27 protein-coding genes are annotated in these 26,397 nt (G+C 61.8%); 5 read left to right on the top strand and 22 right to left on the bottom strand.

Annotated features, from left to right (window positions below; translation table 11 throughout):
• Nucleotides 1-15: 15 nt before the first annotated feature.
• From AC07Y9_RS03640 to minC, 9 genes are all read right to left on the bottom strand, one after another.
• Nucleotides 16-1,362, bottom strand: a complete 1,347-nt coding sequence (locus tag AC07Y9_RS03640; RefSeq protein WP_102679078.1) for an amidohydrolase — start codon at nt 1,360-1,362, stop codon at nt 16-18.
• Nucleotides 1,363-1,470: 108 nt separating this feature from the next.
• Entirely contained in the window at nt 1,471-3,627 is a 2,157-nt protein-coding gene (locus tag AC07Y9_RS03635) for a mechanosensitive ion channel family protein (RefSeq protein ID WP_102679079.1), read from the bottom strand.
• Nucleotides 3,628-3,705: 78 nt separating this feature from the next.
• On the bottom strand, nt 3,706-3,882 hold the full coding sequence (locus AC07Y9_RS03630; RefSeq protein WP_007927853.1) for a hypothetical protein: 177 nt from the start codon (nt 3,880-3,882) through the stop codon (nt 3,706-3,708).
• 197 nt (nt 3,883-4,079) lie between these two features.
• Nucleotides 4,080-5,369, bottom strand: a complete 1,290-nt coding sequence (locus tag AC07Y9_RS03625; RefSeq protein WP_007928670.1) for a M18 family aminopeptidase — start codon at nt 5,367-5,369, stop codon at nt 4,080-4,082.
• A 105-nt stretch (nt 5,370-5,474) separates the two neighbouring features.
• The gene (locus tag AC07Y9_RS03620; protein WP_007928668.1) at nt 5,475-6,311 is read right to left on the bottom strand and encodes a hypothetical protein; all 837 of its coding nucleotides are present in this window, start codon (nt 6,309-6,311) and stop codon (nt 5,475-5,477) included.
• Between the two features lie 157 nt (nt 6,312-6,468).
• Nucleotides 6,469-7,104: an RluA family pseudouridine synthase gene (locus AC07Y9_RS03615; protein ID WP_102679080.1), complete on the bottom strand. Its 636-nt coding sequence runs from the start codon at nt 7,102-7,104 to the stop codon at nt 6,469-6,471.
• Between the two features lie 123 nt (nt 7,105-7,227).
• Nucleotides 7,228-7,482, bottom strand: coding sequence for a cell division topological specificity factor MinE (minE, locus tag AC07Y9_RS03610; protein ID WP_007928666.1), 255 nt, complete (start codon nt 7,480-7,482; stop codon nt 7,228-7,230).
• Nucleotides 7,482-8,294: a septum site-determining protein MinD gene (gene minD / locus AC07Y9_RS03605; RefSeq protein WP_007928664.1), complete on the bottom strand. Its 813-nt coding sequence runs from the start codon at nt 8,292-8,294 to the stop codon at nt 7,482-7,484. Before minD ends, minE begins: the two co-directional genes overlap by 1 nt.
• A gap of 166 nt (nt 8,295-8,460) precedes the next feature.
• Nucleotides 8,461-9,198, bottom strand: coding sequence for a septum site-determining protein MinC (gene minC, locus AC07Y9_RS03600; RefSeq protein ID WP_009045065.1), 738 nt, complete (start codon nt 9,196-9,198; stop codon nt 8,461-8,463).
• Between the two features lie 121 nt (nt 9,199-9,319).
• Here minC and AC07Y9_RS03595 point away from each other — a divergent pair, with 121 nt between their 5' ends.
• Nucleotides 9,320-10,252, top strand: a complete 933-nt coding sequence (locus AC07Y9_RS03595; RefSeq protein WP_038576968.1) for a lipid A biosynthesis lauroyl acyltransferase — start codon at nt 9,320-9,322, stop codon at nt 10,250-10,252.
• A gap of 50 nt (nt 10,253-10,302) precedes the next feature.
• On the top strand, nt 10,303-11,475 hold the full coding sequence (locus AC07Y9_RS03590; RefSeq protein ID WP_007928770.1) for a patatin-like phospholipase family protein: 1,173 nt from the start codon (nt 10,303-10,305) through the stop codon (nt 11,473-11,475).
• A gap of 90 nt (nt 11,476-11,565) precedes the next feature.
• Here the strand turns inward: AC07Y9_RS03590 and AC07Y9_RS03585 are convergent, their stop codons facing one another.
• From AC07Y9_RS03585 to puuE, 10 genes are all read right to left on the bottom strand, one after another.
• On the bottom strand, nt 11,566-12,420 hold the full coding sequence (locus AC07Y9_RS03585) for a pirin family protein (protein WP_102679081.1): 855 nt from the start codon (nt 12,418-12,420) through the stop codon (nt 11,566-11,568).
• 142 nt (nt 12,421-12,562) lie between these two features.
• Complete coding sequence (locus AC07Y9_RS03580) at nt 12,563-13,348, bottom strand: outer membrane protein OmpK (protein ID WP_101338767.1); 786 nt, start codon at nt 13,346-13,348, stop codon at nt 12,563-12,565.
• Nucleotides 13,345-13,731, bottom strand: coding sequence for a hypothetical protein (locus tag AC07Y9_RS03575; RefSeq protein ID WP_124298129.1), 387 nt, complete (start codon nt 13,729-13,731; stop codon nt 13,345-13,347). The genes AC07Y9_RS03580 and AC07Y9_RS03575 overlap by 4 nt, the downstream gene beginning before the upstream one ends.
• Nucleotide 13,732: 1 nt before the next feature.
• Nucleotides 13,733-14,518, bottom strand: a complete 786-nt coding sequence (locus AC07Y9_RS03570) for an outer membrane protein OmpK (protein WP_102679082.1) — start codon at nt 14,516-14,518, stop codon at nt 13,733-13,735.
• Between the two features lie 145 nt (nt 14,519-14,663).
• The gene (locus AC07Y9_RS03565; protein WP_102679083.1) at nt 14,664-16,022 is read right to left on the bottom strand and encodes a nucleobase:cation symporter-2 family protein; all 1,359 of its coding nucleotides are present in this window, start codon (nt 16,020-16,022) and stop codon (nt 14,664-14,666) included.
• Between the two features lie 179 nt (nt 16,023-16,201).
• Nucleotides 16,202-17,521 (bottom strand): urate hydroxylase PuuD, encoded by a 1,320-nt coding sequence (locus AC07Y9_RS03560; RefSeq protein WP_102679084.1) that lies wholly within the window; start codon nt 17,519-17,521, stop codon nt 16,202-16,204.
• Nucleotides 17,522-17,572: 51 nt separating this feature from the next.
• On the bottom strand, nt 17,573-18,076 hold the full coding sequence (locus tag AC07Y9_RS03555) for an ureidoglycolate lyase (RefSeq protein WP_007921785.1): 504 nt from the start codon (nt 18,074-18,076) through the stop codon (nt 17,573-17,575).
• Nucleotides 18,077-18,226: 150 nt separating this feature from the next.
• Nucleotides 18,227-19,222 (bottom strand): allantoicase, encoded by a 996-nt coding sequence (gene alc / locus AC07Y9_RS03550; RefSeq protein WP_102679085.1) that lies wholly within the window; start codon nt 19,220-19,222, stop codon nt 18,227-18,229.
• 77 nt (nt 19,223-19,299) lie between these two features.
• Nucleotides 19,300-19,815: a 2-oxo-4-hydroxy-4-carboxy-5-ureidoimidazoline decarboxylase gene (uraD, locus tag AC07Y9_RS03545; protein WP_009045056.1), complete on the bottom strand. Its 516-nt coding sequence runs from the start codon at nt 19,813-19,815 to the stop codon at nt 19,300-19,302.
• Entirely contained in the window at nt 19,812-20,738 is a 927-nt protein-coding gene (gene puuE / locus AC07Y9_RS03540; RefSeq protein WP_007921782.1) for an allantoinase PuuE, read from the bottom strand. The genes uraD and puuE overlap by 4 nt, the downstream gene beginning before the upstream one ends.
• Nucleotides 20,739-21,158: 420 nt before the next feature.
• On the opposite strand from puuE, the gene uraH reads away from it, so the two are divergent.
• A complete protein-coding gene (uraH, locus tag AC07Y9_RS03535; protein WP_023966464.1) occupies nt 21,159-21,512 on the top strand; it encodes a hydroxyisourate hydrolase in 354 nt (117 codons plus the stop codon).
• A 184-nt stretch (nt 21,513-21,696) separates the two neighbouring features.
• Here the strand turns inward: uraH and AC07Y9_RS03530 are convergent, their stop codons facing one another.
• The 3 genes from AC07Y9_RS03530 to AC07Y9_RS03520 form a co-directional block, all read right to left on the bottom strand.
• Nucleotides 21,697-22,323, bottom strand: a complete 627-nt coding sequence (locus AC07Y9_RS03530; protein ID WP_007921780.1) for a LysE family translocator — start codon at nt 22,321-22,323, stop codon at nt 21,697-21,699.
• 63 nt (nt 22,324-22,386) lie between these two features.
• Entirely contained in the window at nt 22,387-23,736 is a 1,350-nt protein-coding gene (locus AC07Y9_RS03525) for an NCS2 family permease (RefSeq protein ID WP_009045053.1), read from the bottom strand.
• A 328-nt stretch (nt 23,737-24,064) separates the two neighbouring features.
• Nucleotides 24,065-24,499 carry a MarR family winged helix-turn-helix transcriptional regulator gene (locus AC07Y9_RS03520; protein ID WP_102679086.1) on the bottom strand — a complete coding sequence of 145 codons (435 nt, stop codon included), beginning with the start codon at nt 24,497-24,499 and terminating at the stop codon, nt 24,065-24,067.
• An 81-nt stretch (nt 24,500-24,580) separates the two neighbouring features.
• Here AC07Y9_RS03520 and AC07Y9_RS03515 point away from each other — a divergent pair, with 81 nt between their 5' ends.
• Complete coding sequence (locus tag AC07Y9_RS03515; protein WP_053262220.1) at nt 24,581-25,747, top strand: aminotransferase-like domain-containing protein; 1,167 nt, start codon at nt 24,581-24,583, stop codon at nt 25,745-25,747.
• A gap of 12 nt (nt 25,748-25,759) precedes the next feature.
• A complete protein-coding gene (locus AC07Y9_RS03510; protein WP_053262219.1) occupies nt 25,760-26,362 on the top strand; it encodes a glutathione S-transferase family protein in 603 nt (200 codons plus the stop codon).
• The last annotated feature ends 35 nt before the right edge of the window (nt 26,363-26,397 follow it).

The following is a 26,397-nucleotide window of genomic DNA, read 5'->3' as shown; positions in this document are numbered from 1 at the left end:
GCCAGGGGCCAGTCCTTAAGGTTTGGCCCCGGCAAACAGATAATCCGTGGTCAATGACGCCAGGGTACGCACGCCCACCACCAGCGCCGATTCATCGACAAAGAACCCCGGGTTGTGGTTCGGCGCGGCCTTGGCCATGTCCTGGTCCCGCGGTGTCACGCCGAGAAACACGAACAGCCCCGGCGCCTCCTTGGCATAGAAGGAAAAGTCTTCCGCGCCCCCCACCAGCGGGCCCTGTACCACATCGTCCTTGGCCGCCCAGCGCAGGCTCGGCAGCATTTTCTCGGTCAGGGCCGGATCGTTGATGGTCGGGTCGTACTTCTCGATGATGCTCACCTCGGCCTCGGCGCCGCCGCTTTCGGCGATCTTTTCCACGGTCTGGCGCACATCGCTGTGCAGCTTCTGGCGAATGCCGTAGTCGTACGAGCGGATGGTGCCGCTCATGTCCAGCGACTCGGGGATGATGTTGTAGCGTGTGCCGCCGTTGATGGTGCCGATGCTGACCACCGAGGGAAACGACGAGATGTCGGTGCGGCGGCTGACCACGGTTTGCAGCCCGACGACGGTCTGGGCGCCGACCGTGATCGGGTCGATGCCGTCCCAGGGGCGGCCGGCGTGGGTCTGCTTGCCGAGAATCCTGATGCGCAGGTCGTCGGAGCTGGCCAGGGTCGGGCCCGGGCGGTAGGCGATGCGTCCGGCCGGAATCCCGGCCCAGACATGCAGGCCGAACACCGCGTCCGGCTTGGGCGATTGCATCACGCCTTCCTGCACCATCATTTTCGCGCCCCAGGTGTTCTTGCCGTCGGGGATGAAATCGCTCGGGCCTTCTTCGGCGGGCTGGAAATAGAACACCACGGTGCCGGGCAGGCGCTCGCGCATGTCGCTGAGGATTTTCGCCGTGCTCAGCAGGATGGCGGTGTGGGCGTCGTGGCCGCAGGCGTGCATGACGTCCACTTCCTTATCCAGGTAGCGCCCCTTGGCCTTGGAGGCGAACGGCAGGTCCGCGACTTCCTTGACCGGCAGCGCGTCCATATCGGCGCGCAAGGCCACGGTGGGGCCGGGCAGGGCGCCCTTGAGCACCGCCACCACGCCGGTGCGGGCGACGCCGGTCTTGACCTCCAGGCCCAGGGCGCGCAATTGCGTGGCTACCAGCTGTGCGGTGCGCTGTTCGGTGTTGCCGAGTTCCGGGTGGGCGTGGATATCGCGACGGGTTTCCAGCAGCGCTGGCTCCAGGGCCTTGGCCTGTTCGGCGATGTGCTGGCGGGCCTGTTCCATGGGGCTGTCGTCGACAGCGTTGGCGGTCTGGCCGGACAAGGCCAGGACGCCGATCAGGCAGGCTTGGGCGATAGCGGATAGCTGCATAGGGGACTCTCTCCATGATTAGTGTTGTGCTGCTCAGGTGCCAGAACCTGTGACCGCCCCAACCCTGGAGAGTACGGCCGCGCCCTTGCCGAGACGCGGCCGGACGCCTTACTCCTCTTGCTGGGGCCCGCCGCCGGCGGTGATCACCTGCACGCTCATGCGTGGCGTGGCCAGGTCCATTCCGGCTTCGTCGAGGTGACGCTTGAGGGACAGGTTGAAGGCTCGCGACACTTCCCATTGCTTGATCGGCGCGGTCTTGAAGCGGGCGCGCAGAATCGCGTTGCCGGACTCGAAGCTTTCCACCCCCTGGAACTCCAGCGGCGACCAGATGTTGCGCCGTTGCAGCGGGTCGGTACGCATCTTCTGGCCGACATCGCGCATCAGTTTGATGGCTTCGTCTATGTCCATGTTGTACGGAATGGCCACCCGGAAGATCGCGTAGCCGAACTCCCGGGAGTAGTTCTTGATGCTCTTGATTTCGCTGAACGGGATGGTGTGCACGATGCCGTCGATGTCCCGCAGGCGCACGGTGCGGATGGTCAAGCCTTCGACGGTACCCAGGTGGCCGCCGACGTCCACGTAGTCGTCGATGGCCAGGGAGTCCTCGATGATGATGAACAGGCCGGTGATCAGGTCGGCCACCAGCGACTGGGCGCCAAAACCGATGGCCAGGCCGATCACCCCGGCACCGGCCAGCAGTGGCGTGACGTTCATGCCCATGTTCGCCAGGGCGACGATCAGGCCAATGATGAAGATCGCCACGAACAGCACGTTGCGGATCAGCGGCATCATGGTCTGCGCCCGGGCATTGGCCAGGCCTTTGCGCGAGCGGGTCAGGGCGTGGTGCACCGCGGTGTCGCTGAGGATCCAGATCAGCCAGGCGAACAGCAGGGTACCGCCGAGGCTGAACAGCTTGACGCTGATTTCGTGGCCGTCGCCTTCGGTGAAGCGGATCAGCGACATGCCCCAGACCCGCAGGCCGAGTTCGATGAACACCAGCCACACCAGCAGGTGGGCGAGGGTGTAGAAGAAGCCTTTGAGGCGCTCGGAATACAGGGCGTGGCGCTTGTGCCCGCGCTGGGGCTTGAGGGAATGGCGACGCACCAGGCCGTTGATCACCATGCACAGCACCAGCAGCACGGTGCAGATCAGCGACTGGCGCAGCGCGGTGCTGGTGTCGCCGGCGGAAATGAAGGTGGCGAACAGGGAGATGGCCACCAGCACCAGCGCTGGCAGGTACCAGAAGGTGCCGATGATCTCGATGGTGTCGCTCAGGGCGCGGCGGGTCAGGCGCCGGGACAGCGGCTGGTTGCGGATCAGGTGAGCGATCGGCCGGCGGAAACGCAGGATGAACACCCCGGTGGACAAGGCCGCCATGACATTGGCGAAGGTGGCCGCGGTGTGCGCCAGGTGGCTGCCCAGGCTGGCGATCAACCGTGGGTCGCTCAAGGCCTCGCCGAAGGCGGCGAAACTGCCGATCAGCCACAACGGCCGGAAAGCCTGGCGACGCAGGATGTACAGCGCGCGGTGACGGTTCGGACCGTCCAGCACGGAAAAGGCGATCACGCAGATCGCCGAGAAGCAGGTGCCGACCACCAGCGCATAAGCCAGGACCATGGCCAGGTCCTTGCCCAGGGACGACGGCAGTTTGTAGGTCATGTACACGGTCATGATCAACGCGATCAGCCAGGGCCCCAGTTTGCGCAGGGCGAAGCGCAGCAGGTCCCAGGTCTTGGGGTGTTGCGGCAGTTCTTCGGTGAGGCCGAAACGCTCGCGCAGGCGGTGGCTGAGCCAGATCAGCGCCGCGGCTAGAAGGCTCCAGACCATCAGGATCAGGGCGAAGGCGAAGATGATCGGCAGCCATTCGCTGGCCGGCAGCATCAGGGCCGCCAGTTCATCCTGGGCCTGATCGAATTCGTTCGACCAGCGAGTGATCGGGCTGTCGGCGCCGGAGAACTGTTTTTCGAAGCTGGACAGGGTGCCGCCGATCAGGCCGAGCACGCCTTCTTCGGCGGGCGTCTGGGCCTTCTTCGTGGCGTCGCGGAGTTTTTTCAGGTCGGTCAGCAACTGGGTGCGTTGCTGGTCGTTTTCCAGGGACTTGATCACTTCATCCAGCGACTGCCCCAGGGGCTGCTCGGCTTGTGGCTGGGTTTTGCCGCTGTTGAGCAGGCCCGGCAAACCCACTGCCTGGGCCGATGACAGCGGCAACAGTGTCAGGAGACAGAGAAACAGGCAGTAGGGCAGAACGGAAAGACGAGCAAACACTGGGCGGTCAACCTCAGAAAAAGCGGATCGACCGAGTGTACGAGGCAGCCAATACCAATGCGAGCCTGGACGGCGGATTTATTCGGCGAGTTTGGCGAGGATCTTGTAGATCACGGTGCCGAGGATCAGCAGCATACCGGCCCACATGCTGAAGATGCCGGCGTTCTTGTCGCGGAAGTTGTAGCCGATGGCCAACAGGATCATTCCCGAGAGAATGGGAATGAGCATGGCGTGGAACGAAGACATCGAGATCATGGCGACAGCCTTGTCGGAAGGGGATAGTCCTAAGTCTAGGTGGCTTTGGCGAGGTTCGGGTTGATGTGCATCAGAAATGCTTCGGCACCCTGTAGCCGCTGGCGCTGGCTGCGATCACCTGTAAAACAGGCGCAGGATCTTGGGATCGCTGAAGCCCTTCGGGCTTGTCGCAGCCTGCGGCAGCGGCTACATGGGGCTTACGGCAGATCGCGGCTGGCGTAGAACGCGCTCAAGACCTTCACCAGATGGGCCAGGTCGTGGCTGCCGCACAGTTCGCGGATCGAGTGCATGGCGAAAGTCGGCAGGCCGATATCCACGGTGCGCACGCCCAGGTGGCTGGCGGTGATCGGGCCGATGGTCGAGCCACAACCCATGTCGCTGCGCACCACGAAGCTTTGCACCGGCACTTCCTCGGCCATGCACAGGTGGCGGAAGAAACCGGCGGTTTCGCTGTTGGTGGCGTAGCGCTGGTTGCTGTTGACCTTGATCACCGGGCCGGCGTTGAGTTTCGGGCCGTGGTTGGCATCGTGCTTGTCGGCGTAGTTGGGGTGCACGCCATGGGCGTTGTCGGCCGAGACCAGCAGCGACTTCTGGATGGTACGCACGAATTCGTCGCCTTCGGGCAGCAGGCGGCGCAGGGTCTGTTCGAGCATCGGGCCGTCGGCGCCGCAGGCCGAGCAGGAGCCGACTTCTTCGTGGTCGTTGCAGACCAGCACGCAGGTTTCCTCGGTGTCGGCGTTGAGCAAGGCTTGCAGGCCGGCGTAGCAGGACAGCAGGTTGTCCAGGCGCGCGCCGGCGATGAAGTCGCCGTGCAGGCCGATCACCGCCGCGCTTTGGGTGTCGTAGAAGCTCAGCTCGTAATCGAGCACCACATCGGCGTTCAGGCCGTGTTCGCGGGCCAGCTGGTCGGTCAGCACCGCGCGGAAGTCGACCCGCTCGTCGCCGGCGAATTGCGCGAGGATCGGCGGCAACTCGGTCTGGGCATTGATGGCCCAGCCCTGGTTGGCTTCGCGATTGAGGTGAATCGCCAGGTTGGGGATGATCGCAATGGGCGCCTTGAAGTCGATCAACTGGCTTTCAACCTTGCCGTCGCGGCGGAAGGTGACGCGGCCGGCCAACGACAGGTCGCGGTCGAACCAGGGCGCCAGCAGGGCGCCGCCATAGACTTCCACGCCCAGTTGCCAGAAGCCCTGGCGTTGCAGCTCCGGTTGCGGCTTGACCCGCAGGCACGGGCTGTCGGTGTGCGCGCCGACCATGCGGATCCCGCCTTGCAGAGGCGAATGCCGCCCCAGCTTGACGGCCACGATGGAGGAGTCATTGCGGGTGACGTAGTAGCGACCGTTGGCTTCGGTGGTCCACGGCTCGCGCTCGTCGAGACGCTGGTAGCCCGCGGCCTCCAGGCGTTGTACGAGGCTGGCGGTTGCATGGAAAGGGGTAGGGGAGGCCTTGAGGAAGTCGATCAGGCCCTGGTTCAACTCTTCGCGCATAAGTAACTCCAGACAGCAGTGGCGCGAGTTTACCGTATCGGCTCGCGGCATTGCAGGCGCAATGCCGTTGAGGGAGACAACATTCATCGCGGCAGGGAAAACGGCTCAACCGGTGATCAGGTTGCCTTTGAGGAACACTTCGCGGCGTTGCTTGCGACCCACATATTCATGCTTGCTGGCCTGGTAAACCTCATTGAATTTCTCTGCGCAAATGCCCGGCAGTTGATCGAGGTATTCCTCCACCAGCGCGTCGTACTGCGCTTCGGTGATCAGTTTGTAGACTTCGCGGCGATAGAAGAACCCCAACTGAAAACCCAGGGTTTCGCTGGCATGGGGCGTGATGGTCGCGAAGCAGTTCTCGAAGTCGATGGCCTTGAGCGGAGCCTGGGGGCTGATCATGATGTTGCCGGCCCAGAAATCCATGTGGGTGATGTTCTTTTGCGCGAGGGAGTGCAGCAGGCCGAATGCATCGCGGATAAAAGGCTCGATCTTGTCCGGGTTGTTGCGCAACCACTGTACGCCGTCGACGTAATCATCCAGCAGGCGGGTAATGATGAAGTATTCCTGTACCAGCCCCAGGCGATCGCGGGTATAGCCGAATCCTTCAAGGTCGGACATCTGTACGCCGCGTCGCTGGGCTTCGACGGTGTTGATCAGCTCTTCCAGCGGCCAGTCGAAGCGGCCGTTGCGCTGGGGCTTGCCCAGGGTGACGCGAACTTTCGCCTTGAGCGTATCCAGGGGCTGCACCTTGGCGAACAGCGGTGTCTCGCCGGTCGCCAAGGGGGTGCTGGCGCGGGTCTGTTTGTGTGCGTGACGTTGGCGGATGAGTTGTTCGAGGGCTGTGCAGGCGTCTGCCGAAGGTTTTTCGCGAAGGTGCAGGGTGGTATTCAGAAAGCAGAAGGTGAAAGGGTAATCGCGTTGAAATGGCTGACTGCTGAGCACGAGGGCTTCCTGCCTTAATGTCGAATAGCCACTATTTTAATATTATTTTCACAAATTCATAACAAATTGTTCAGATTAATCTTCATTTTTGATCAGGTTTTTCCGTATCTGTATGCCCCTCAATCGAGGGGCGTCCCGCTACGGTGGCCGCTCTCGATCAGAACGGTGCCGGGCACTCGAAGCGCAGGCGTTCGCCACTCTGCGGATGGGTGAAGCTGAGCATGCTGGCGTGCAGGCACAGGCGTGGCCAGGCGGCCAGCGCTTGCGGATGCGCGTACAGGCCGTCGCCCAGCAGCGGGTGGCCGATGGACAGCATATGCACCCGCAACTGGTGCGAGCGCCCGGTGATCGGGGTCAGCTCGACGCGGCACCAGTCGCTGCAGCGTTCCAGCACTCGCCAGAAGGTCAGGGCGTTCTTGCCGAATTCGTGATCCACCACGTGCCGCGGTTTGGTCGGCGGGTCGTAGCGCAGTGGCAGGTCGATGCTGCCGCTGTCCAGTTCCGGCTGGCCCCAGCACAGGGCGGTGTAGGCTTTTTCGGTCTCGCGGTCGTGAAATTGCCGGGACAGTTCGCGATGGGTATCGGGGTCGCGGGCCAGCAGGATGATGCCGGAGGTTTCCCAGTCCAGTCGATGGACAATACGGGCTTCCGGGTAGCCGTTTTCCTGCAGGCGGGTGATCAGGCAATCCTTGTTGTCATCGGCCCGGCCGGGCACGGAGAGCAGCAGGGTGGGCTTGTCCACCACCAGGACGGCGGCGTCCTGATGAATGATGCGGATATTCGACAGCGGCATTAAAACAGCCTCGTAACAAACGCCAACGCCAACGGCGGCTCGATCGACCCGGCGTCTACAGGAGCACCTGTGCTCCTGTAGAAAAACCGAGGGACCGAGCCGCCGTGGCTCCAGCCGAATCGATCAGCGATCGGGCAGGGTGATATTGAGTTCCAGGATCGAGCAGCTGCCCTGGTTTTCCAGGGCGACATGCACGTCATCGGACCCGATATTGACGTACTTGCGGATGACTTCCACCAGCTCCTTCTGCAAGGCAGGCAAGTAATCAGGGGTAGTGCGCTGGCCGCGTTCATGCGCCACGATGATCTGTAGACGCTCTTTCGCTACCGACGCGGTGCTTACTTTTTTGCTGGCACGAAAGAAGTCAAAAAGATTCATTACCTACCTCCAAACAGGCGCTCGAAGAATCCCTTCTTCTCAACATCAAGGAACCGGTGTTCCACGGTTTTACCCAGCAGACGGTCGACAGCATCGCTGTACGCCTGGCCGGCGTCGCTCTGGTCATCGAGAATCACCGGAACGCCTTGGTTGGAAGCCTTGAGTACTGCCTGGGATTCTGGAATCACGCCCAGCAGCGTTACTGCGAGAATCTCTTTGACGTCTTCGACGCCAAGCATTTCGCCGTTGCTGACACGCGAAGGGTTGTAGCGGGTCAGCAGCAGGTGTTCCTTGATCGGGTCTTCGCCGTTCTCCGCGCGCTTGGACTTGCTGGCCAGCAGGCCCAGCATGCGGTCGGAGTCACGTACCGAGGAAACTTCCGGGTTGGTCACGACAATCGCTTCGTCGGCGAAGTACATGGCCAGGTGAGCACCTTTCTCGATACCGGCCGGGGAGTCGCAGACCACGAATTCGAAGGTCTCCTTGAGCTCCATCAGCACTTTTTCCACGCCTTCCTGGGTCAGCGCGTCTTTGTCGCGGGTCTGACTGGCGGCCAGTACGTAGAGGTTTTCCAGGCGCTTGTCTTTGATCAGGGCTTGCTGCAGGTTGGCTTCGCCGTTGACCACGTTGACGAAGTCATACACCACGCGACGTTCACAACCCATGATCAGGTCGAGGTTACGCAAGCCGACGTCGAAGTCGACGATGACTGTTTTGTGGCCGCGCAGAGCGAGGCCGGTACCGATAGCGGCGCTGGTGGTGGTCTTACCCACACCACCCTTGCCGGATGTAACCACGAGAATCTTGGCCAAGGTGTTTCACCCCTAAGGAAAAAGGACTTTTAGCCCCTGAAAAACATCTCTTGAAAACTACTGCAGTCGGACAGCCTTGGCTGGAGGTCGGTTAACACCTGCTCCTACTTCGTTTGAGCCGTATTCGCTACGTTTTAGAGATGCTTGGAAAATGCGGCAGTATCCGTTAAAGACGTGTGATGTTCAACACGTCACCCGACAGGCTGACCTGGACCCCGGCACCCCACAACGGATCGCGCCGCAGGTCCTCGGAAACCTTGTACTGGCCGGCGATGGACACCAGTTCAGCGCTCAATTGCTGACAGAAAATCCGTGCCTTGGTATCTCCCTTGACCCCGGCCAGCGCTCGACCGCGCATCGGGCCGTATACATGGATGTTGCCATCGGCCAGAAGTTCCGCACCCGGGCTGACCGAAGAGGTCACGACCAGATCGCCACCCTGGGCATAGATCTGCTGCCCGCCGCGTACTGGCGAAGTGATGATGCGGGTGGGCTTGATGGTCGGCTCAGGCGGCTTTTCAGGCTTTTTCCGGGCTTCGTTTTCCTGCGGCTCCAGCGGTCGTTCCCGGGCGCCGGAAGGCGGCAGCACGGGCAGGTCGACGGCGATCGCCGCGGCGATGTCTTCGATGCGGCTGGCGCGGATCGCCAGGGTGCGCAGACCATGGTGACGGCAGACGCGCATCAGGCCGGGCAGATCGACCGCGCCTTCGCTGGCCGGCAGTTTGTCCAGCGCCAGCACCAGCGGGGCGTTACTGAAGAAATTCGGGGCTTGCGCGACCTTCGCCGCCAGTTGGCGATCGAGGCCCTCGAGGTCGTTGCGGGCCAGTTCCAGCACGGTGATGGCCAGCATGCTGCCCTTCAACTGGAACACAGGATCCAGGTCTTGCGATTCGGTTTGGCTCATGGTCGGCATAAAGCGGCTTGTCACTAAAAGTGCCGAGACTTATAACGAGAACGCCCGCGGGCCGCAAGCCGGGTCGAACCGATGTAGAATGCGCGACCTTGTTGTCTGTCCGGAATCTGTAATGGATCGCCCGCGTTTTCGAGCTGCATTTCTTTATCCCCGTTTTTGGCCGCTGTGGCTGGGCCTGGGCCTGCTATGGCTGGTGGTCCAGCTGCCTTATCCGTTGCTGCTGTGGATCGGTCGTGCCCTGGGCGCGCTGATGTACCGGGTGGCCGGTGAGCGCCGGCGGATCGCCAAGCGCAACCTGGAACTGTGTTTCCCCGAAAAGTCCGCCGCCGAGCGCAAGCGCCTGCTCAAGGAAAACTTCGCCTCCACCGGCATCGCCTTTTTCGAAATGGCCATGAGCTGGTGGTGGTCCAAGCCGCGCCTGGCGCGCCTGGCCCATGTCGAAGGCCTGGAGCATCTCAAGCAGGCGCAGCTGGAAGGCAAGGGCGTGATCCTCATGGCCCTGCACTTCACCACCCTGGAGATCGGCGCCGCCTTGCTGGGCCAGCAGCACACCATCGACGGCATGTACCGCGAGCACAAGAACCCGCTGTTCGATTTCATCCAGCGTCGTGGCCGCGAGCGGCACAATCTGGATTCCCTGGCGGTGGAGCGTGAAGACGTGCGCGGCATGCTCAAGCTGCTGCGCGCCGGGCGGGCCATCTGGTACGCACCGGACCAGGATTACGGCGCCAAGCAGAGCGTGTTCGTGCCGCTGTTCGGCATCCAGGCGGCGACGGTCACCGCCACCAGTAAGTTCGCCCGGCTGGGCAAGGCCCTGGTGGTGCCTTTCACTCAGCAGCGGCTGGCCGATGGCAGTGGTTATCGGCTGGTGATTCACCCGCCGTTGCAGGATTTCCCGGGTGAGACCGAAGAGGCCGATTGCCTGCGCATCAACCAGTGGATCGAAGGTGTGCTGCGCGAGTGTCCGGAGCAGTATCTGTGGGCGCATCGGCGCTTCAAGAGCCGTCCGCCAGGCGAGCCGAAGCTGTATAAGAAGCGCGGTTGAATTTATCGCGCTAGATTGAAAGTCCTTTATCAGCGCCATGGAGTGTAGCGATGAGCCCAGCGGAACCGGTCACAGGATTGATTCTTTCCGGCGGCGGGGCTCGTGCGGCATATCAGGTGGGGGTGCTGGCGGCGATTGCCGAATTGCTGCCGGCGGGGGCGAGCAATCCCTTCCCGGTGATAGTCGGGACCTCGGCCGGGGCGATCAATGCGGTCAGCCTGGCCAGCGGCGCGCTGGATTTCACCGCGGCCATCGAGCGTCTCACGGCGTTCTGGCAGGGCTTTCGCAGCCATCAGGTGATTCGCAGCGACTGGCCCGGGGTGATCCGCCAGGCCACCCGGTTCGTTGGCCACAGCCTGCTCGGCCTGGGCGCGCAGGTCCCGGTGGCGTTGCTCAACAGCTCGCCGCTGCGGCAGTTGTTGAACGATAAATTGCAGCTGTCCGGTATTCGTCATGCCATTGCGCAAAAGCATCTGCAGGCGGTGGCGGTCACGGCCTTCGGTTATGAATCGGGCCAGGCGGTGACCTTCTACCAGGGCGGCGGCACCATCGAGGCCTGGTTGCGCCATCGGCGTATCGGCCTGCCCACCGAACTCACGGTCGAACACTTGCTGGCCAGCTCGGCGATTCCGCTGCTGTTCGCGCCGGTGAAAATCGACCAGGAGTTTTTCGGCGACGGCGCGGTGCGGCAATCGGCGCCCATCAGCCCGGCGTTGCACCTGGGGGCCAGCCGAGTGCTGGTGGTCGGGGTCAGCGGCAACCCCCGTGGCATTGATCCGCAGGCGCCCCAGCAACGCAGCTACACCGGGCAGCAGCCGACGCTGGCGCAGATCGGTGGCCACATGCTCAACAGTACGTTCATTGACAGCCTGGAGAGCGACATCGAGCTCTTGCAGCGACTCAACCAGTTCAGTCATCTGCTGCCGTCGGGCACGCCCGTCCGTACCCTGGGCGTGGCGCCGGTGGAGGTGCTGGTGATCGCCCCCAGCCAGCCGATCGACGAGATCGCCGCGCGTCACCGGCATGAGCTGCCGGCGGCATTGCGCCTGTTCCTGCGCGGGCCGGGGGCGACCAAGACCAGCGGTGCCGGGGTCTTGAGTTACCTGCTGTTCGAGGCGGGGTATTGCAGCGAATTGATCGAGCTGGGGCGCAGCGATGCCTTGGCCAAGCGCGACGAGCTGCGGCGGTTTCTGGGCTTGGCGGCCGCGGTCGAGACGGCCTGAAAAAGCATCGCGAGCAAGCTCGCTCCTACAGGGAATTTATTATCTGTGTAGGAGCGAGCTTGCTCGCGATAGCGTTTCTAAGGGCAATGCTCAGGCCGTCAGTTTGTCATCGCGAAAATCCCGCAATGCCTGCTCGATCTCTTCCCGGCTGTTCATCACGAACGGTCCGTACTGCACGATCGGCTCGCCCAGCGGCTTGCCGGCAATCAACAGCACACGGGCGCCGTCGGCACTGCTCAACTGAATCTCGCCCTGGTCGGACAGGCGCACCAGCTTGCTGCTGGCGACCGATTGCGGATGCCCGGGCAGGTCGATCTGACCTTCATAGACATACAGCAGGGCCCGATGCCCTGCAGGCAGGCGCGGGCTGATGCTGGCGCCCGCAGGCAGGCGCAGGTCGAAGTAGTGGGGCTCGGTGTCCGGCCGTTCGACGGCGCCGGTCTGCTGCGCCTGGCCGTCATCGAAGCGGCCGGCGATCACCACCACTTCCACGCCATTGGCGGTGGTCAGGCGGGGGATGTCCTGGGGTTGAATGTCCCGGTAGCCGGCCTTGTCCAGCTTGTGCTTGCCCGGCAGGTTCAGCCAGAGCTGGAAGCCGCGCATCACGCCTTCTTCCTGTTCCGGCATCTCGCTGTGGATGATGCCCTTGGCGGCGGTCATCCATTGCACGCCACCGCCTTCCAGCAGGCCGACGTTGCCCAGGTGATCCTCGTGGCGCATGCGGCCTTCGAGCATGTAGGTGACGGTTTCGAAGCCGCGATGGGGATGGGGCGGGAAGCCAGTGATGTAGTCGTCGGGGTTTTCCGAGCCGAATTCATCGAGCATCAGGAACGGGTCGAAGCGCTCGACACCCTGGCCACCGAAGACCCGGGTCAGTCTGACGCCGGCGCCGTCCGAAGCGGGCTGGCCGGTATGGACGCTGAGTACTGTGCGAAATTGAGTCATCGATGCAACTCCTGATCAGGTTGGGATGAGCGACATGCTATGCCAGCTCAACTGATCGATGGTTGCGAATATCGGCGCGTTGCTATCGATTTATTCGATGTAATCCGTTCCCGCGACCCGCACGGGAACGGCGCTCACCGCATCAGAAGTGGTACTTGAGCAGCAGGCTGGCGGTGTTCTGGTCGGTGTCGAAGTAGGGGGTGTCCTTGACCCCGTACTTGTTCTTCCAGTAGTCGTACTCGATACCCACATACAACTGTTTGTCGCCCAGTTTCAGCGCCTTGCCCAGGTCGTACTTGATCTGCGGGTTGATGTGCAGGTTGGCGTGGTACTCGCCTTTGGAGTTTTTGTCGTTGTCCACCACCCAGTCGATGAAACCGTCGATCAGGATGTCCGAACGGCCCACGGGAATGGTGTAGGACCAGACCGGGGTGATCTGCCAGACATTGTCGCCGGCACGGCTGCCTTCGGTCTGGCGGTTGTAGAAGTTCAACTGGAAGTAATCGAACCCGGGGATTGCCAGGTCGAAGCCCGGACCGATCAGGTAGGACTCGTTATCGCCTTCGCCGAACTCGTAAGTCATGGCCAGCAATACATCCTTGATCGGGCCGAACTCCAACTTCCGGTCGAAGATCTTGCCGAACGAAAGACGCGGGCTGAACTCGCCGTAATAAGTGTTCGGGCCGACGTTGCCGTCCTTTTTACCGTTGTAGAAGATCTTGTCGATAAACAGGAAGTTGTCGCCGTACTTCCAGGCATCGGCATGTTCGAAAGTCACGGTTTGCTGGATCTGCGGGTTGATCGTGAAGTCTTTGCCGTAGAGGTAGGTCAGGCTGTTGTTTTGCCATTGCAGCAGGTCGCCGGCGGTGGCCTGGGCCCCTGCCAGCAAGGATCCGGCAAGCATCAGGCCTTTACAGATGCGGTTCATTCGGTTGCTCCCAAAAAGTAAGTGGTTCCACGTTTTTCTTTAAAAGCCGGTGCTCTGGTGTGGCACCTTTTAGTGGCTGAAAAATCATCCGATCGGTCAGCTTTGTTGCTGATAGCAAGAGCTGAGCCAAGGCGAAAAAAAAGCGCAAAAACTCCCGCGCGCCTGTACGAATACAGTCGATCGAGAGTGAATTCGGTTTTAACTCGGTACGCCTTGGTACTTTCCGGAGGCCGGGATAAGTTGGCTTTCCGGTCAGGTTTTAAATCCGGGCTTTTTTTTTCACCGGATTCAGGCGGCCGCGGAGAATACTGACTCCCACGGCCTTGCTCAAGTGCTCTGCAATAGCGCACTTGAAACAACTTTGGGGCACGTTTGCCGGTCATTCTAGAAATGCACCTTCACCAGCAGGCTGGCGGTGTTCTGATTGGTATCCAGGTTGGCGCTGTCCTGAATGCCGTATTTGTCTTTCCAGTAGCTGTATTCGAGACCGACATACAGCTGCTTTTCGCCCAGGCGCAGGGCCTTGCCCAGGTCGTATTTGATCTGTGGGTTGATATGCAGGTTGGCGTGGTAGGTACCGCGGTTGTTCCGGTCGTTGTCCACCACCCAGTCCAGATAGCCGTCGATCAACAGGTTCGAACGGCCCAGCGGGATGCTGTAGGACCAGGAAGGGGTGATCTGCCAGACACCGTCGCCGGGGCGCGGGCCTTCGGTCTGGCGGCGGTAGAAGTTCAGGGTGAAATAGTTGAAGCCCGCAAGGGCCAGGTCGAAACCGGGGCCGATCAGATAGGCCTCGCTGTCGCCTTCGCCATATTCGTAGGTCATGGCCAGCAACACATCCTTGACCGGACCGAAGGCGAATGAACGGTCGAGGATCTTGCCGAACGACAGCCTGGGGCTGAACTCGCCGTAAAAGGCGTGGGGACCTTTGTTACGGTCTTCCTCGCCGTTGTAGAAAATCTTGTCGACGAACAGGAAGGTGTCGCCGTACTTCCAACGATCGGCGTGTTCGAAGGTCACCGTCTGCTGGATCGACGGGTTGATCGCGAAGTTCTTGCCGTACAGGTACGTCAGGCTGTTGGTCTGCCACAGCAGCAGGTCGCCGGCCATGACCTGGGTCGTGGCCAGCAGTGCGCCGCCGAGCAGCAGGCGTGCGTGTGCATGTCTCATCGTGTTGCTCCCTGTTTGTTTTTATTGTCAAGGCGCAGGCAGCCGCCGACTGCGACCGGGCGCGGTGCCGGGTCTGCCTGTCGTGCGTGTATTTCGGGTATCGACGGTCAAGCAGGGGCGGCTGTCGGGCCGCCCCGTCCAGGCTTCAATGCTGGTGGGCGTGTCGGGCGTTGTTGGCGGCCCGTTCGGTGCCGCCCAGAATGTTGAACAGCAGGTTCAGGGCCAGCGCACTGAGGGTGGCCATGGCGATTCCGCTGTGGGTGATCGGGCTCATCCACAGGGGCAGGTGGGCGAAGAATTCCGGACGGACCACCGGAATCAGGCCCATGCCGATGCTCACCGCCACCAGCAGTTGATTGCGCCGGTCGGCGATATCGGTTTCCTGGAGGATCTTGATCCCGGTCGCCGCCACCATGCCGAACATGGCGATAGCCGCGCCACCCAGTACCGCCGGGGGAATCGAGGCCACCAAGAAAGCCGCCTTGGGCAGCAGGCTGAGCACGATCAGCAGGCCGCCGGCGACTATGGTCACCGAGCGGCAGCGCACGCCAGTCATCTGCACCAGGCCGATGTTCTGGGCGAACGAAGAGTGGGTGAAGGTGTTGAGGAAACCGGCGAAGAACGAGGCGCCGGCATCACACAGCAGGCCACGGCGGAGCATGCGCGGGGTGACTTCCTGGCCGGTGATTTTCCCCAGGGCGAGGAACATCCCGGTGGACTCGACGAAGATGATCACCACCACCAGGCACATCGAAAGAATCGGCGCCAGATGGAACTGCGGCATGCCGAAATGCAGCGGAGTGACCACCTGCACCCAGGGCGCCTGGGCCATGCCGCTGAGGTCGACCATGCCGATCAGGCCGCAGAGCACGTAGCCCAGGCCCATGCCGATCAGCACGGAAATGTTCACCCAGAAACCGCGCATGAACCGATGCACCAGCAGGATTGTGCCCAGCACCAGCGCGGCGATGGTCAGGTAGATGGGGGAACCGAATTCGGCATTGTGGCTGCCGCCGCCCGCCCAGTTCACCGCGACCGGGAACAGCGACAGGCCGATGGAGGTGATGACGGTGCCGGTGACCAGGGGCGGAAAGAAGCGCACCACCTTGGACATGAAGGGCGCGATGAGCATGCCGAAGAAACCGGCGGCGATGGTCGCGCCAAAGATCCCCTGCAGGCCGATGCCCGGCATGCCGGCCATGGCTACCATGCTGCCCACGGCGGCGAAGCTGGCACCCATCATCACTGGCATGCGGATGCCCATGGGGCCGATGCCGAGGGATTGCACGAGGGTGGCGATGCCGGCGACCAGCAGGTCGGCATTGATCAGGAAGGCGATTTCTTCACGACCCAGACCCGCGGCCTGTCCGATGATCAGCGGCACCGCGATGGCGCCTCCGTACATCAGCAGAACATGCTGCAACCCGACCAGGATCAGTTGCAAAAGGGGCAGTCGCGCAATGGCGGGTGCGTCGGGGATGCGCGGTTCGGTTAACGCGGACATGCAACACCTCGGATCTTCTTATTCTTGTGATTAGAAAGCTGTGTGGTTGCGAACAGCTTTTTTGCAGCAGGCCAACCGCGTGGCGGTTGATCGCGAGCAAGCTTCGCTCCTACAGAAGCAACACACATGCTGTAGGCGCGAGGCTTGCCCGCGATAGCGGTCGTCAAGGCACCGCGGTACTAGTTGGTGCGCGCCCCCTGGTTGATCCAGGCGCCGATCAGGTCACGTTCCTGCTGGGTCATCTGGGTGATATTGCCCAGCGGCATGATCTGGCTGGCGACTGCCTGGGCCTGGATCCGTGGGGCCTGGAGCTTGATTTGCTCGGGGGTGTCGAACATCACGCCGGCTGGCGCGGCACTGAACAGCGGGCTGGTGGGCTTGGCCGAGTGGCAGACGGTGCAACGTTCCTGGATCACGTTATGCACCTTGTCGAAGGTCGGGCCCTGGGCCGCCGTGGACGCTTGTGCCGGAGCCACTTCGGGAGTCGCCGGAGCTGCTGGAGTTGCTGCGGTTTCAGGCTTGGCGCCGCCGCCGATGGCGGTTTCCGGCAGTGGCTGGTACTCGATCTTCGCTGGGGCCTTGGCCACTTCCGGGCTGTTGGCCATTTGCGTGGGGCCGGTGACGTAGGCCAGGCAGATCATGCCCAGGGCGGCCACCGGCAGGGTCCAGGCGAACTTGTGGCTGTCGTGGCGGGTGTTGAAGTAGTGACGCACCAGCACCGCCAGCACCGCGATCCCGGCCAGGATCAACCAGTTGTACTGGCTGCCGTAGGTGCTCGGAAAGTGGTTGCTGATCATGATGAACAGCACGGGTAGGGTGAAGTAGTTGTTGTGGCGCGAACGCAGCAGGCCCTTGGCCGGCAGGGTCGGGTCCGGCGTGCGGTTTTCCGCGATGGCGGCCACCAGCGCGCGCTGGGCCGGCATGATGATGCGGAACACGTTACCGACCATGATGGTGCCGATGATGGCGCCGACGTGCAGGTAGGCGCCGCGACCGCTGAACACCTTGCTGAAGCCATAGGCCGCGGCGATCAACAGCACGAACAGGATGAAGCCGAGCAGGGCGGGTTTCTTGCCCAGGGGCGAGTCGCAGAGGAAGTCGTAGACGAACCAGCCGGCGATCAGCGAACCGATGCCGATGGCCACGCCTTCAGGGCCGGTCAGGCCGCTGCCGGGCGCTACCAGGTAGAGCATCGGGTTGTAGTAGAACACCAGGCACAGCAGGGCGATCCCCGACATCCAGGTGAAGTAGGCTTCCCACTTGAACCAGTGCAGGTTCTCCGGCATGGACGGTGGGGCCAGTTTGTACTTTTCCAGGTGATAGATGCCGCCACCGTGGATTGCCCAGAGGTCGCCCGACAGGCCGTCCTTGGGGTTGACGCGATTGAGGTTGTTTTCCAGCCAGACGAAGTAGAACGACGCGCCGATCCAGGCCACGCCAGTGATCATGTGAACCCAACGCACGCTCAGGTTGAGCCATTCCAACAGATGTGCTTCCACAGTCTTTACCTCTCGCCTGTCACCCTTGTTTTCGGGTGATCAGACCTTCTCTTATTGGTGGGGGGCGAGGATCAAACACTCATCCTCTTCAAAGAAATGCTCATCGCAGTTATTGCCTGTGCCACTGCGATCAACCACCAGGAAGTCATCCCGCTTTTCGATCGTCAGCACCGGGTGGTGCCAGACGCCGCGATGGTAATTAATGCCCTGCCTGCCATTGCTGACAAAGGCGCGGACCAAGCCCGATACAGGTGCATCGCCAAGTGGCGCGACCACGATCAGAAAGGGATTGCCGAGCAGCGGAATGAAAGCCTGGCTGCCCAGCGGATGGCGCTCCAGCATGCGGACGGTCAAGGGCATGTCCAGCGCGTCGGCGCGGAAGATGCTGATGATCGCCTTGTCGTCCGGCGTGGCGGTTTCCACGGTAGCCAGACGATGGAAGCGCATGGTCGAACCGTTGTTGATCATGAAGTGATCGCTGCCGTCGGTTTCGATCACGTCACCGAAGGGGGCGAAGGCTTCTTTGCTCAGCGGTTCGATCATCAATGTGCGCATGCTGTTCTTCTTAATCTGTGAGTTCGTTGTTGTCGTCTTGTGCTGTCCTGTAGGAGCGAGCTTGCTCGCGATGCGGTTGTCCGGTGTTCATCTATCGCCCGGTCTGACGCCATCGCGAGCAAGCTCGCTCCTACACCTACAGGCTCGGCATTACCGAGCGACCTTGCCCAGGATCCGCAGGCGGCTGACACCACCGTCCGGGAACACGTTCAGGCGGATATGGGTGATCGGGCCCAGGGCCTTGATCTGCTCGGCGAAGGTATGTTCGGCGTGCATTTCCAGCTTCTGGCTCGGCAGCAGTTCACGCCAGAACAGCGACTGGGTTTCGATCTGGCTGTCGGTACCGCCCTTGACGAAGGCGCCCTGGATCGAGCAGCTGTCCGGGTAGTTGCCCTTGAAGTGCAGGGTGTCGACGATGATTTTCTCGATCTCGCCCGGATGGCCCAGGGCGACGATCACCCAGTCATTGCCTGGCGTGCGGCGGCGTGCGGTTTCCCAGCCATCGCCCATGTTGATGCCGCGGCCCGGGTTGAGGATGTTGCTCATGCGGCCGAAGTGTTCGTCGGAGCAGGCGAGGGCGCGGCCGCCGTTGAGGGCGGCTGCCAGGTCGATCTGCTCGTTGTCGCCGACCGCCGACCAGTCGCGGTACGGAATGCCATACACGCGCAGGCGGGCCACGCCGCCATCCGGGTAGATGTTGAAGCGCAGGTGGCTGAACGCCTGGTCGTTGCTGATCTCGTGGTAGTGGTGTCTGTTGCCTTGCAGCTCGACGGCCGACAGCACTTCCACCCACTGGGTGTTTTCATTCGGTTCGCCTTGGGCCAGGAAGCAGGCTTCCAGGGAGGCCGACGGCGGGAAGTTGCCGGTGAAGAATGAGGTGTCGATGTCCACGCCTTTGATCTGGCCAGGCACACCCAGGCGGATCACCGCGCTGTCGTAGCCTTCGAAGCGCTTGCGGCGCGACTCCCAGCCGTCCATCCACTTGCCGTTGTCATCGAAAACGCCCTCCTTCCATACGGCCGGGGTCGGCTGGAACAGACGGTTGGCGTCAGCGAACCAGTCATCGGTCACCGAGATGATCTTGGTGCCCAGGCGGGCGTCGGCCAGGTTGACGAACTTCTCGAAAGGTACGGCGTAAGCTTTCATTCTTCTTGTCTGCCTTTATAGAGTGGCTTGGGATGCTTGCAGGGCCCTGGGCACGTTTTGTACTCGGGCCAGGCTTGCTAGAGAGTCAGTAATCGGAACAGGGCGATCTTGTTGATCTCCGCCAGCGCGCACCTGAATTCGGTGTCCACCGAGTTGTGGATGCGGGCTTCGAACGCCGCGAGGATCTGATGCCGGTTGCTGCCTTTTACCGCCATGATGAAGGGAAACTTGAACTTGGCCTTGTAGGCGTCGTTCAGCTCGGTGAAGCGCTGGAACTCTTCGGCCGTGCATTGGTGAATACCCGCGCCAGACTGTTCTTCAGTGCTGGCCGCGGTCAGTTGCCCCTGGACGGCGGCTTTGCCGGCCAGGTCCGGGTGAGCGTTGATCAGGGCCAACTGGCTCTGGTGGTCGGCGCTCAACAGGATGTCGCTCATGCGCTGGTGCAGGACGTCGATCCGGTCGATCGAGGCATCCTGGCCCAGGTCGAAGGCCTTTTCGGCAACCCATGGCGAATGTTCGTAGATGTCGGCGAAGGCTTTGACGAAGGCGTCGCGGCTCAGGGTCGAGGGTTTCAGGGTTTGGAAGGTGCTCATTTCGCCGCCCCCGGGAACGGATGGGTTTGCTGCCAGTGGCGGGCGATGTCCACGCGGCGGGTGAACCAGACCTGATCGTGACCTTTAACGTACTCGATAAAACGCTTCAGGGCGGCCAGGCGCGCCGGGCGGCCGATCAGGCGGCAGTGCAGGCCGATGGACAGCATCTTCGGCGCCTCGGCGCCTTCGGCGTACAGCACGTCGAAGGCATCCTTGAGGTACTGGTAGAAGTCGTCGCCCTTGTTGAAGCCCTGGACCTGGGTGAAACGCATGTCGTTGGTGTCCAGGGTATAGGGGATCACCAGGTGCGCCTTGCCGGTCGGGTTGTTGGCTTCCCAGTAGGGCAGGTCGTCGTCGTAGGTGTCGCAGTCGTAGAGGAAACCGCCTTCTTCCATCACCAGGCGCCGGGTGTTCGGGCCGGTGCGGCCGGTGTACCAGCCCAGCGGGCGCTCACCGGTGATTTCGGTGAGGATGCGGATCGCTTCGAGCATGTGCTCGCGTTCCTGGGCTTCGTCCATGTACTGGTAGTCGATCCAGCGGTAGCCGTGGCTGCAGATCTCGTGGCCGGCCTCGACCATGGCGCGGATCACGTCCGGATGGCGCTGGGCGGCCATGGCGACGGCGAAGATGGTCAGCGGAATGTCGAATTCCTTGAACAGCTTGAGGATCCGCCAGACGCCGGCACGGCTGCCATACTCGTACAGCGATTCCATGCTCATGTTGCGTTCGCCCTGCAGGGGCTGGGCGGCGACCATTTCCGAAAGGAAGGCTTCCGACTCCTTGTCGCCGTGCAGGATATTGCGCTCGCCGCCTTCTTCGTAATTGAGCACGAACGACAGGGCGATGCGGGCATTGCCCGGCCAGTGAGGGTGAGGAGGGTTGGAGCCGTAACCGATCAGGTCGCGTGGGTAGTCAGCGCTCACTGCAGTCTTCCTTCTTATCGTGATAACGGTGGCGTGGCGGGGCCTGGGGGGAAGGACAGGCTGGCGTCACAGCGATGGGCTGATTGTATACAACTTTTCATTCGGTTTGTAAGCCCGATTTTTTGCATTTTTCATCGATTGTGTTCATGCCTGGGTACTGCAAGAAACCTGCCTGGTTGGTCAGCTAATGGATGAAAAGTCTTCTGTCCTCATGGTGTAGCCGCTGATCAAGGGAATACGGGGGCTTGCTCGAAGTACCCGGAAATGGGTGATTTTTATTGTGTACAATTTTTTTGAAAAGTGTCTTAATAAATTCCTCGCCGCATCCTTTCGTGCTCCGAAACGGTGCGGTCTCCTTATCAACTGACTTCAGGAGGCGCGAGGTCTGGACGTGTGAGCGCGCACAGACACGCAGAATCAATGGGACGTTTGACTACACACGTGTTGGATGCCGCGCATGGCTGCCCAGGCAGCGCCATCAAGGTCGAGTTGTACCGGGTCGAAGGTACGCAGCTGGAACTGGTCGCCAGTGCCCTGACCAACAGCGACGGCCGTTGCGATGCGCCGCTGCTGCAAGGCGATGACTACCGCACCGGGGTTTACCAACTGCAATTCCATGCCGGTGATTACTACCGTGCCCGCGGCGTACAACTGCCCGAACCTGCGTTTCTCGATGTGGTGGTGCTGCGCTTTGGCATCTCGGCCGAGCAGGAGCATTACCACGTACCGCTGCTGATCTCGCCCTACAGCTATTCGACCTACAGAGGAAGCTAGGACTTTCCCCCCACGAAGCCTGCGCAAATAGCTTCTTTGGTCTTTCGCCCGCTCACACTGCGGGCTTTTTTTCGTCCCCAGAAAGGTGGTGCTTGTGAGGACGCTATCGCGGGCAAGTCGGATCGCCGCCCTCTCGCTCCTACAGGATTGGCTTCTGTAGGAGCGAGGCTTGCCCGCAATGCTTTCAGCGGCTCAACAGCGACGCGGCACCGGCGCCGCTGAACAGCCCGGCGCTGACCCGGTTGAACCAGCTCTGGCCCTTGCCGCTGCGCAGGTAGCGCGCCGCACCGTGGGCACCCAGGCCGTAAGCCAGCTTGCACAGCAGGTCGAGTACGGTCCAGGTGGCGATCATGATCAGCAGCTGGGGCAGGAAGGGCTGCTCGGCGCTGAGAAACTGCGGCAGAAACGCGGCGAAGAACAGAATGTCTTTCGGGTTGCTGGCACCCAGCACAAAAGCGCGCCCGAACAGTGCGCGAAAGCGTGGTTTCGGTGCGGCCTCGGGCACTTCGGCGCCATGAGACGGCTGCCGCGATTGCTGCCAGCTTTGCCAGGCGAGATAGAACAGGTACAGCGCGCCGACGATTTTCAGGGCGCTGAACAGCTGTTCCGAGGCCAGCAGCAGGGCGCCCAGGCCCAGGGCCGAGGCGCTCAGCAGGCAGATCGAGGCAAACACGCCGCCGAGAAACGCCGGGTAGGACCGGCGCAAACCGTAATTCAGGCTGTTGCTGATCATCAGCAGGGACAGCGGGCCCGGAATCAGGATCACCACCAGTGCTGCGCCGCTGAACAGCAGCCAGGTTTCCACGCTCATTGCCTTTCTCCTTATGCGCAAAAGCCTCACCCGACGGGGTGAGGCCGTTTGAAACCGATGTACCTACAAGAAAATGAACTTGGCGATAAAGATCGCGCACAGCACCCACAGGCTGATGGAGATTTCCTTGTACTTGCCCGTCCCGGCCTTCAAGGCCACGTAGGTGATGAAGCCCAGGGCGATACCGTCGGCGACCGAGAAGGTCAGCGGCATCATGATGGCGGTCACGATCGCCGGGATGCTGTCGGTGGCCTCTTCCCAATCGATGTGGGCCATGCCGCCCATCATCAGCATCGCCACATAAATCAGCGCGCCGGCGGTGGCATAAGCGGGGATCATGCCAGCCAGCGGTGCGAAAAACATGGCTGCGATAAATAGCACACCTACGGTCACTGCGGTAAGACCAGTCCGACCACCTGCGGCAACGCCCGCGGCACTTTCCACGTAGCTGGTCACGGGCGGAACGCCGACCACCGCACCGAAGACGCTGGAGGCGCTGTCCGCCTTCAGGGCGCGGGAAAGGTTCTCGATCTTGCCGTCGGGGTTGACCAGGCCGGCGCGCTGGGCCACGCCCATCAGGGTGCCGGCGGTATCGAACATGTGCACGAAGAGGAAGGCCAGCACCACGCTGATCATGCTGACGTTGAACACCCCGGCCACGTCCATGGCCATCCAGGTCGGTGCCAGGCTCGGCGGGGCCGACATGATGCCCTCGTAGTGCACCAGGCCCAGGCCCCAGCCGGCCAGGGTCACGGTGATGATGCTGATGAGGATCGCGCCGAACACCCGGTGATAACTGAGCACGGCAATCATCAGGAAGCAGACCGCCGCCAGCAGCGGGCCGGGTTCGCGCAGGGAGCCGAGCTTGATCAGGGTGGCCGGGCTATCGACCACGATGCCTGCGGTTTTCAAACCGATCAGCCCCAGGAACAAACCCACGCCGGCGCCCATGGCAAAACGCAGGCTGGCCGGAATGCTGTTGAGCAGCCATTCGCGGATCCGCGAGAAGGTCAGGAACATGAACAGCACGCCGGAGACGAACACCGCACCGAGGGCGGTTTCCCAGTTGTAACCCATGGTTCCGACCACGGTGTAGGTGAAAAAGGCGTTCAGCCCCATGCCGGGCGCCAGGCCTACCGGCCAGTTGGCGTATAGCCCCATCAACAGGCAACCCAGGGCGGCGGCGATGCAGGTGGCGACGAAGGCCGCGCCGTGGTCGATGCCGGCGTCGGCCATGATGTTGGGGTTGACGAAGATGATGTAGGCCATGGTGATGAAGGTCGTCAGACCGGCGATCAACTCGGTCTTCACCGTGGTGCCATGCAACCTGAGTTTGAAGATGCGCTCCAGCCAGCCACTGTTCAGCGGCGGCGAGAGTTCCAGCGTAGGGGCTTCGGATTTGCGGCTTTCCACAGCGAGTACTCCTCAAGAGTTTTATTATTTTTTCCAGAGCCGGGCACGTGAGGGTGGGCAGCGGCTCTTTGAGGTATGTAAGGCTTGCGGGCTTTTATTGACCTTTAGGTCAGGAACTCGCACGTGGCGAATTATGCTTTTGTATACAAAGAAAGCAAATAATGTTTTTTAGGTTGTGTGCGAAAAGTCCGCCAGAAAGGCTATATGCCCTGTAGCCGCTGGCGCAGCCTGCGATCGAGCGCGCAGCGGTCGTAATGGGGCTGACGCGGTCCTGCAGAAGTATCGGGTATGCAGGTTGACGATCGTTGCGTGCTCGCGGGCTTTGGTGTCAGCGGTTTTCGCCCAGAGCCTTGTTCACCGCCAGCCAGCCATCCACTGCCGCCTCGCCGGCCTCGGCGAATACCCGTTGCAGCAGCTTGACCTGCTCGCGCCGCAGCGATTGCTCAAAGCGCGCGCCGTCTTCTGTCAGCTCCAGCAGGCGTTTGCGCTTGTCACTCTGCGAGGCAACGCTGTTGACCAGGTGCATCTCCATCAATTGGCGCAGTGGGATACTCAGCGCCTGCTTGCTCACGCCCAGTGCCGTGAGCAGTTCTTTCACGCTCAGCCCCGGATAGCGGGCGATGAAAAACACGATGCGCTGGTGCACGCGACTCAGGCCGCGACGCTCGAGCATTTCGTCGGCCTTGGCGGTGAACGCCTGGTAACCAAAGAAGAAGGCTTCCATGGCGGCTTGTTGGGTGGTCTGGCTTTTAAGGTCAAGCATATTGACGTATCTGCGAAAGTCGGCGTAATTTCGGTCAAGCAGTTTGACGTATTTTCCTCCGCCTTTGCTACCGGTGACCTCATGGCCTTCTCCGAACGTGTTTCGCGTCTTAAAAGCTCACTGATCCGTGAAATCCTTGCCGCCGCGCAGCGTCCGGAAGTGATGTCGTTCGCCGGAGGCCTGCCCGCCGAAGCGATGCTGCCGAAGATCGATTGGCAGGCGATGCCGGTGTCCATGGGCCAATACGGCATGAGTGAAGGCGAGCCACAGCTGCGCGAGGCCCTGGCGGCACAGGCCCGGGCGCTGGGCGTGCCGTGCGAGGCCAGCCAGGTGCTGGTGGTCAGCGGCTCCCAGCAGACCCTCGATCTGGCGGCCAAGCTGTACATCGACAAGGGCACCGAGATCATGCTGGAAGCGCCGACTTATCTCGCGGCACTGCAGATCTTTCAGCTGTTCGGCGCCGATTGCCTGACCGTGCAGCTTCAGGCCGATGGGCCGGATCTGGCGCAATTGCGCGCCTGCCTGGAGCAGCATCGTCCTGCGTTCATCTACCTGATCCCGACCTTCCAGAATCCTTCGGCGGTGCGTTACAGCGAGGCCAAGCGCGATGCCGTGGCGGCGCTGCTCGACGAGTTCGGAGTGACCCTGATCGAAGACGAGCCTTACCGCGAACTGACGTTCGATGGCGGCAACGCCACGCCTATTGTCGGGCGCCTGCGCAAGGCCAGTTGGATCTACACCGGCACGGTGTCGAAGACCCTGCTGCCAGGGTTGCGGGTCGGTTACCTGATCGCCAGCCCGGACCTGTTTCCCCATCTGCTGCGGTTGAAGCAATCGGCGGACCTGCACACCAACCGCGTCGGCCAATGGCAGGCGCTGCAATGGATAGGTACCGAGCAGTACCAGCGGCACCTGGGCGAATTGCGTGATTTCTACCGGGTGCGCCGCGATGGTTTTCAGGCCGCCCTGCAACGTCATTTCGGCGATCTGGCCGATTGGCAGGTGCCCCAGGGCGGGCTGTTTTTCTGGTTGACCTTGAAACAGCCGCTGGACACCCGCACTTTGCTGAAAGCGGCGCTGGAGCAGGACGTGGCATTCATGCCGGGCGAACCCTTCTTCTCCGAGCCGGACCGCAATCCAGGTCACCTGCGGTTGAATTTCAGTCATATCGATCCGGCGCGTCTGGACGAAGGTCTCAAGCGGCTGGCCACCGTGGTACGTCAAGCACAGGCTGCACAGGCAGCCTAAGGGGAGAGGGCCATGTACAAGGTTTATGGGGATTACCGGTCCGGCAACTGCTACAAGGTCAAGCTGATGCTCAATCTGCTGGGCCTGCCTTACGAGTGGCACGCCGTGGACATCTTGAACGGGGATACGCAGACCGAGGCGTTTCTGGCGAAGAACCCCAACGGCAAGATCCCGGTGCTGGAGCTGGAAGACGGCACCTGCCTGTGGGAGTCGAACGCGATTCTCAACTTTCTCGCCGACGGCAGCGAATTCCTGCCGAGCGAGCCGCGTTTACGCACGCAAGTGCTGCAATGGCAGTTTTTCGAGCAATACAGCCATGAGCCGTACATTGCCGTGGCACGTTTCATCCAGCTCTATCTGGGGCTGCCGCAAGAGCGCCAACACGAATACGAGAAGCTGCAAAAGCGTGGTTACAAGGCATTGGACGTGATGGAACACCAGTTGGCGCGCACGCCGTATCTGGTGGGCGAGCAGTACTCGATTGCCGATATCGCGCTCTATGCCTACACCCATGTCGCCCATGAAGGTGGCTTCGACCTGGCGCGCTACCCGGGCATCCAGGCGTGGATGCAGCGGGTGGAAAGCCATCCGCGGCATGTCGGGATGCTCGACTGAGTCTCTGCGGGAAACAAAAAACCGACCCTTGGGTC

The organism is Pseudomonas sp. GW456-L12, assembly GCF_059424045.1.
The sequence above is the reverse complement of the archived record's forward strand: the minus strand, read 5'-3'. Positions and strand labels throughout refer to the sequence as shown.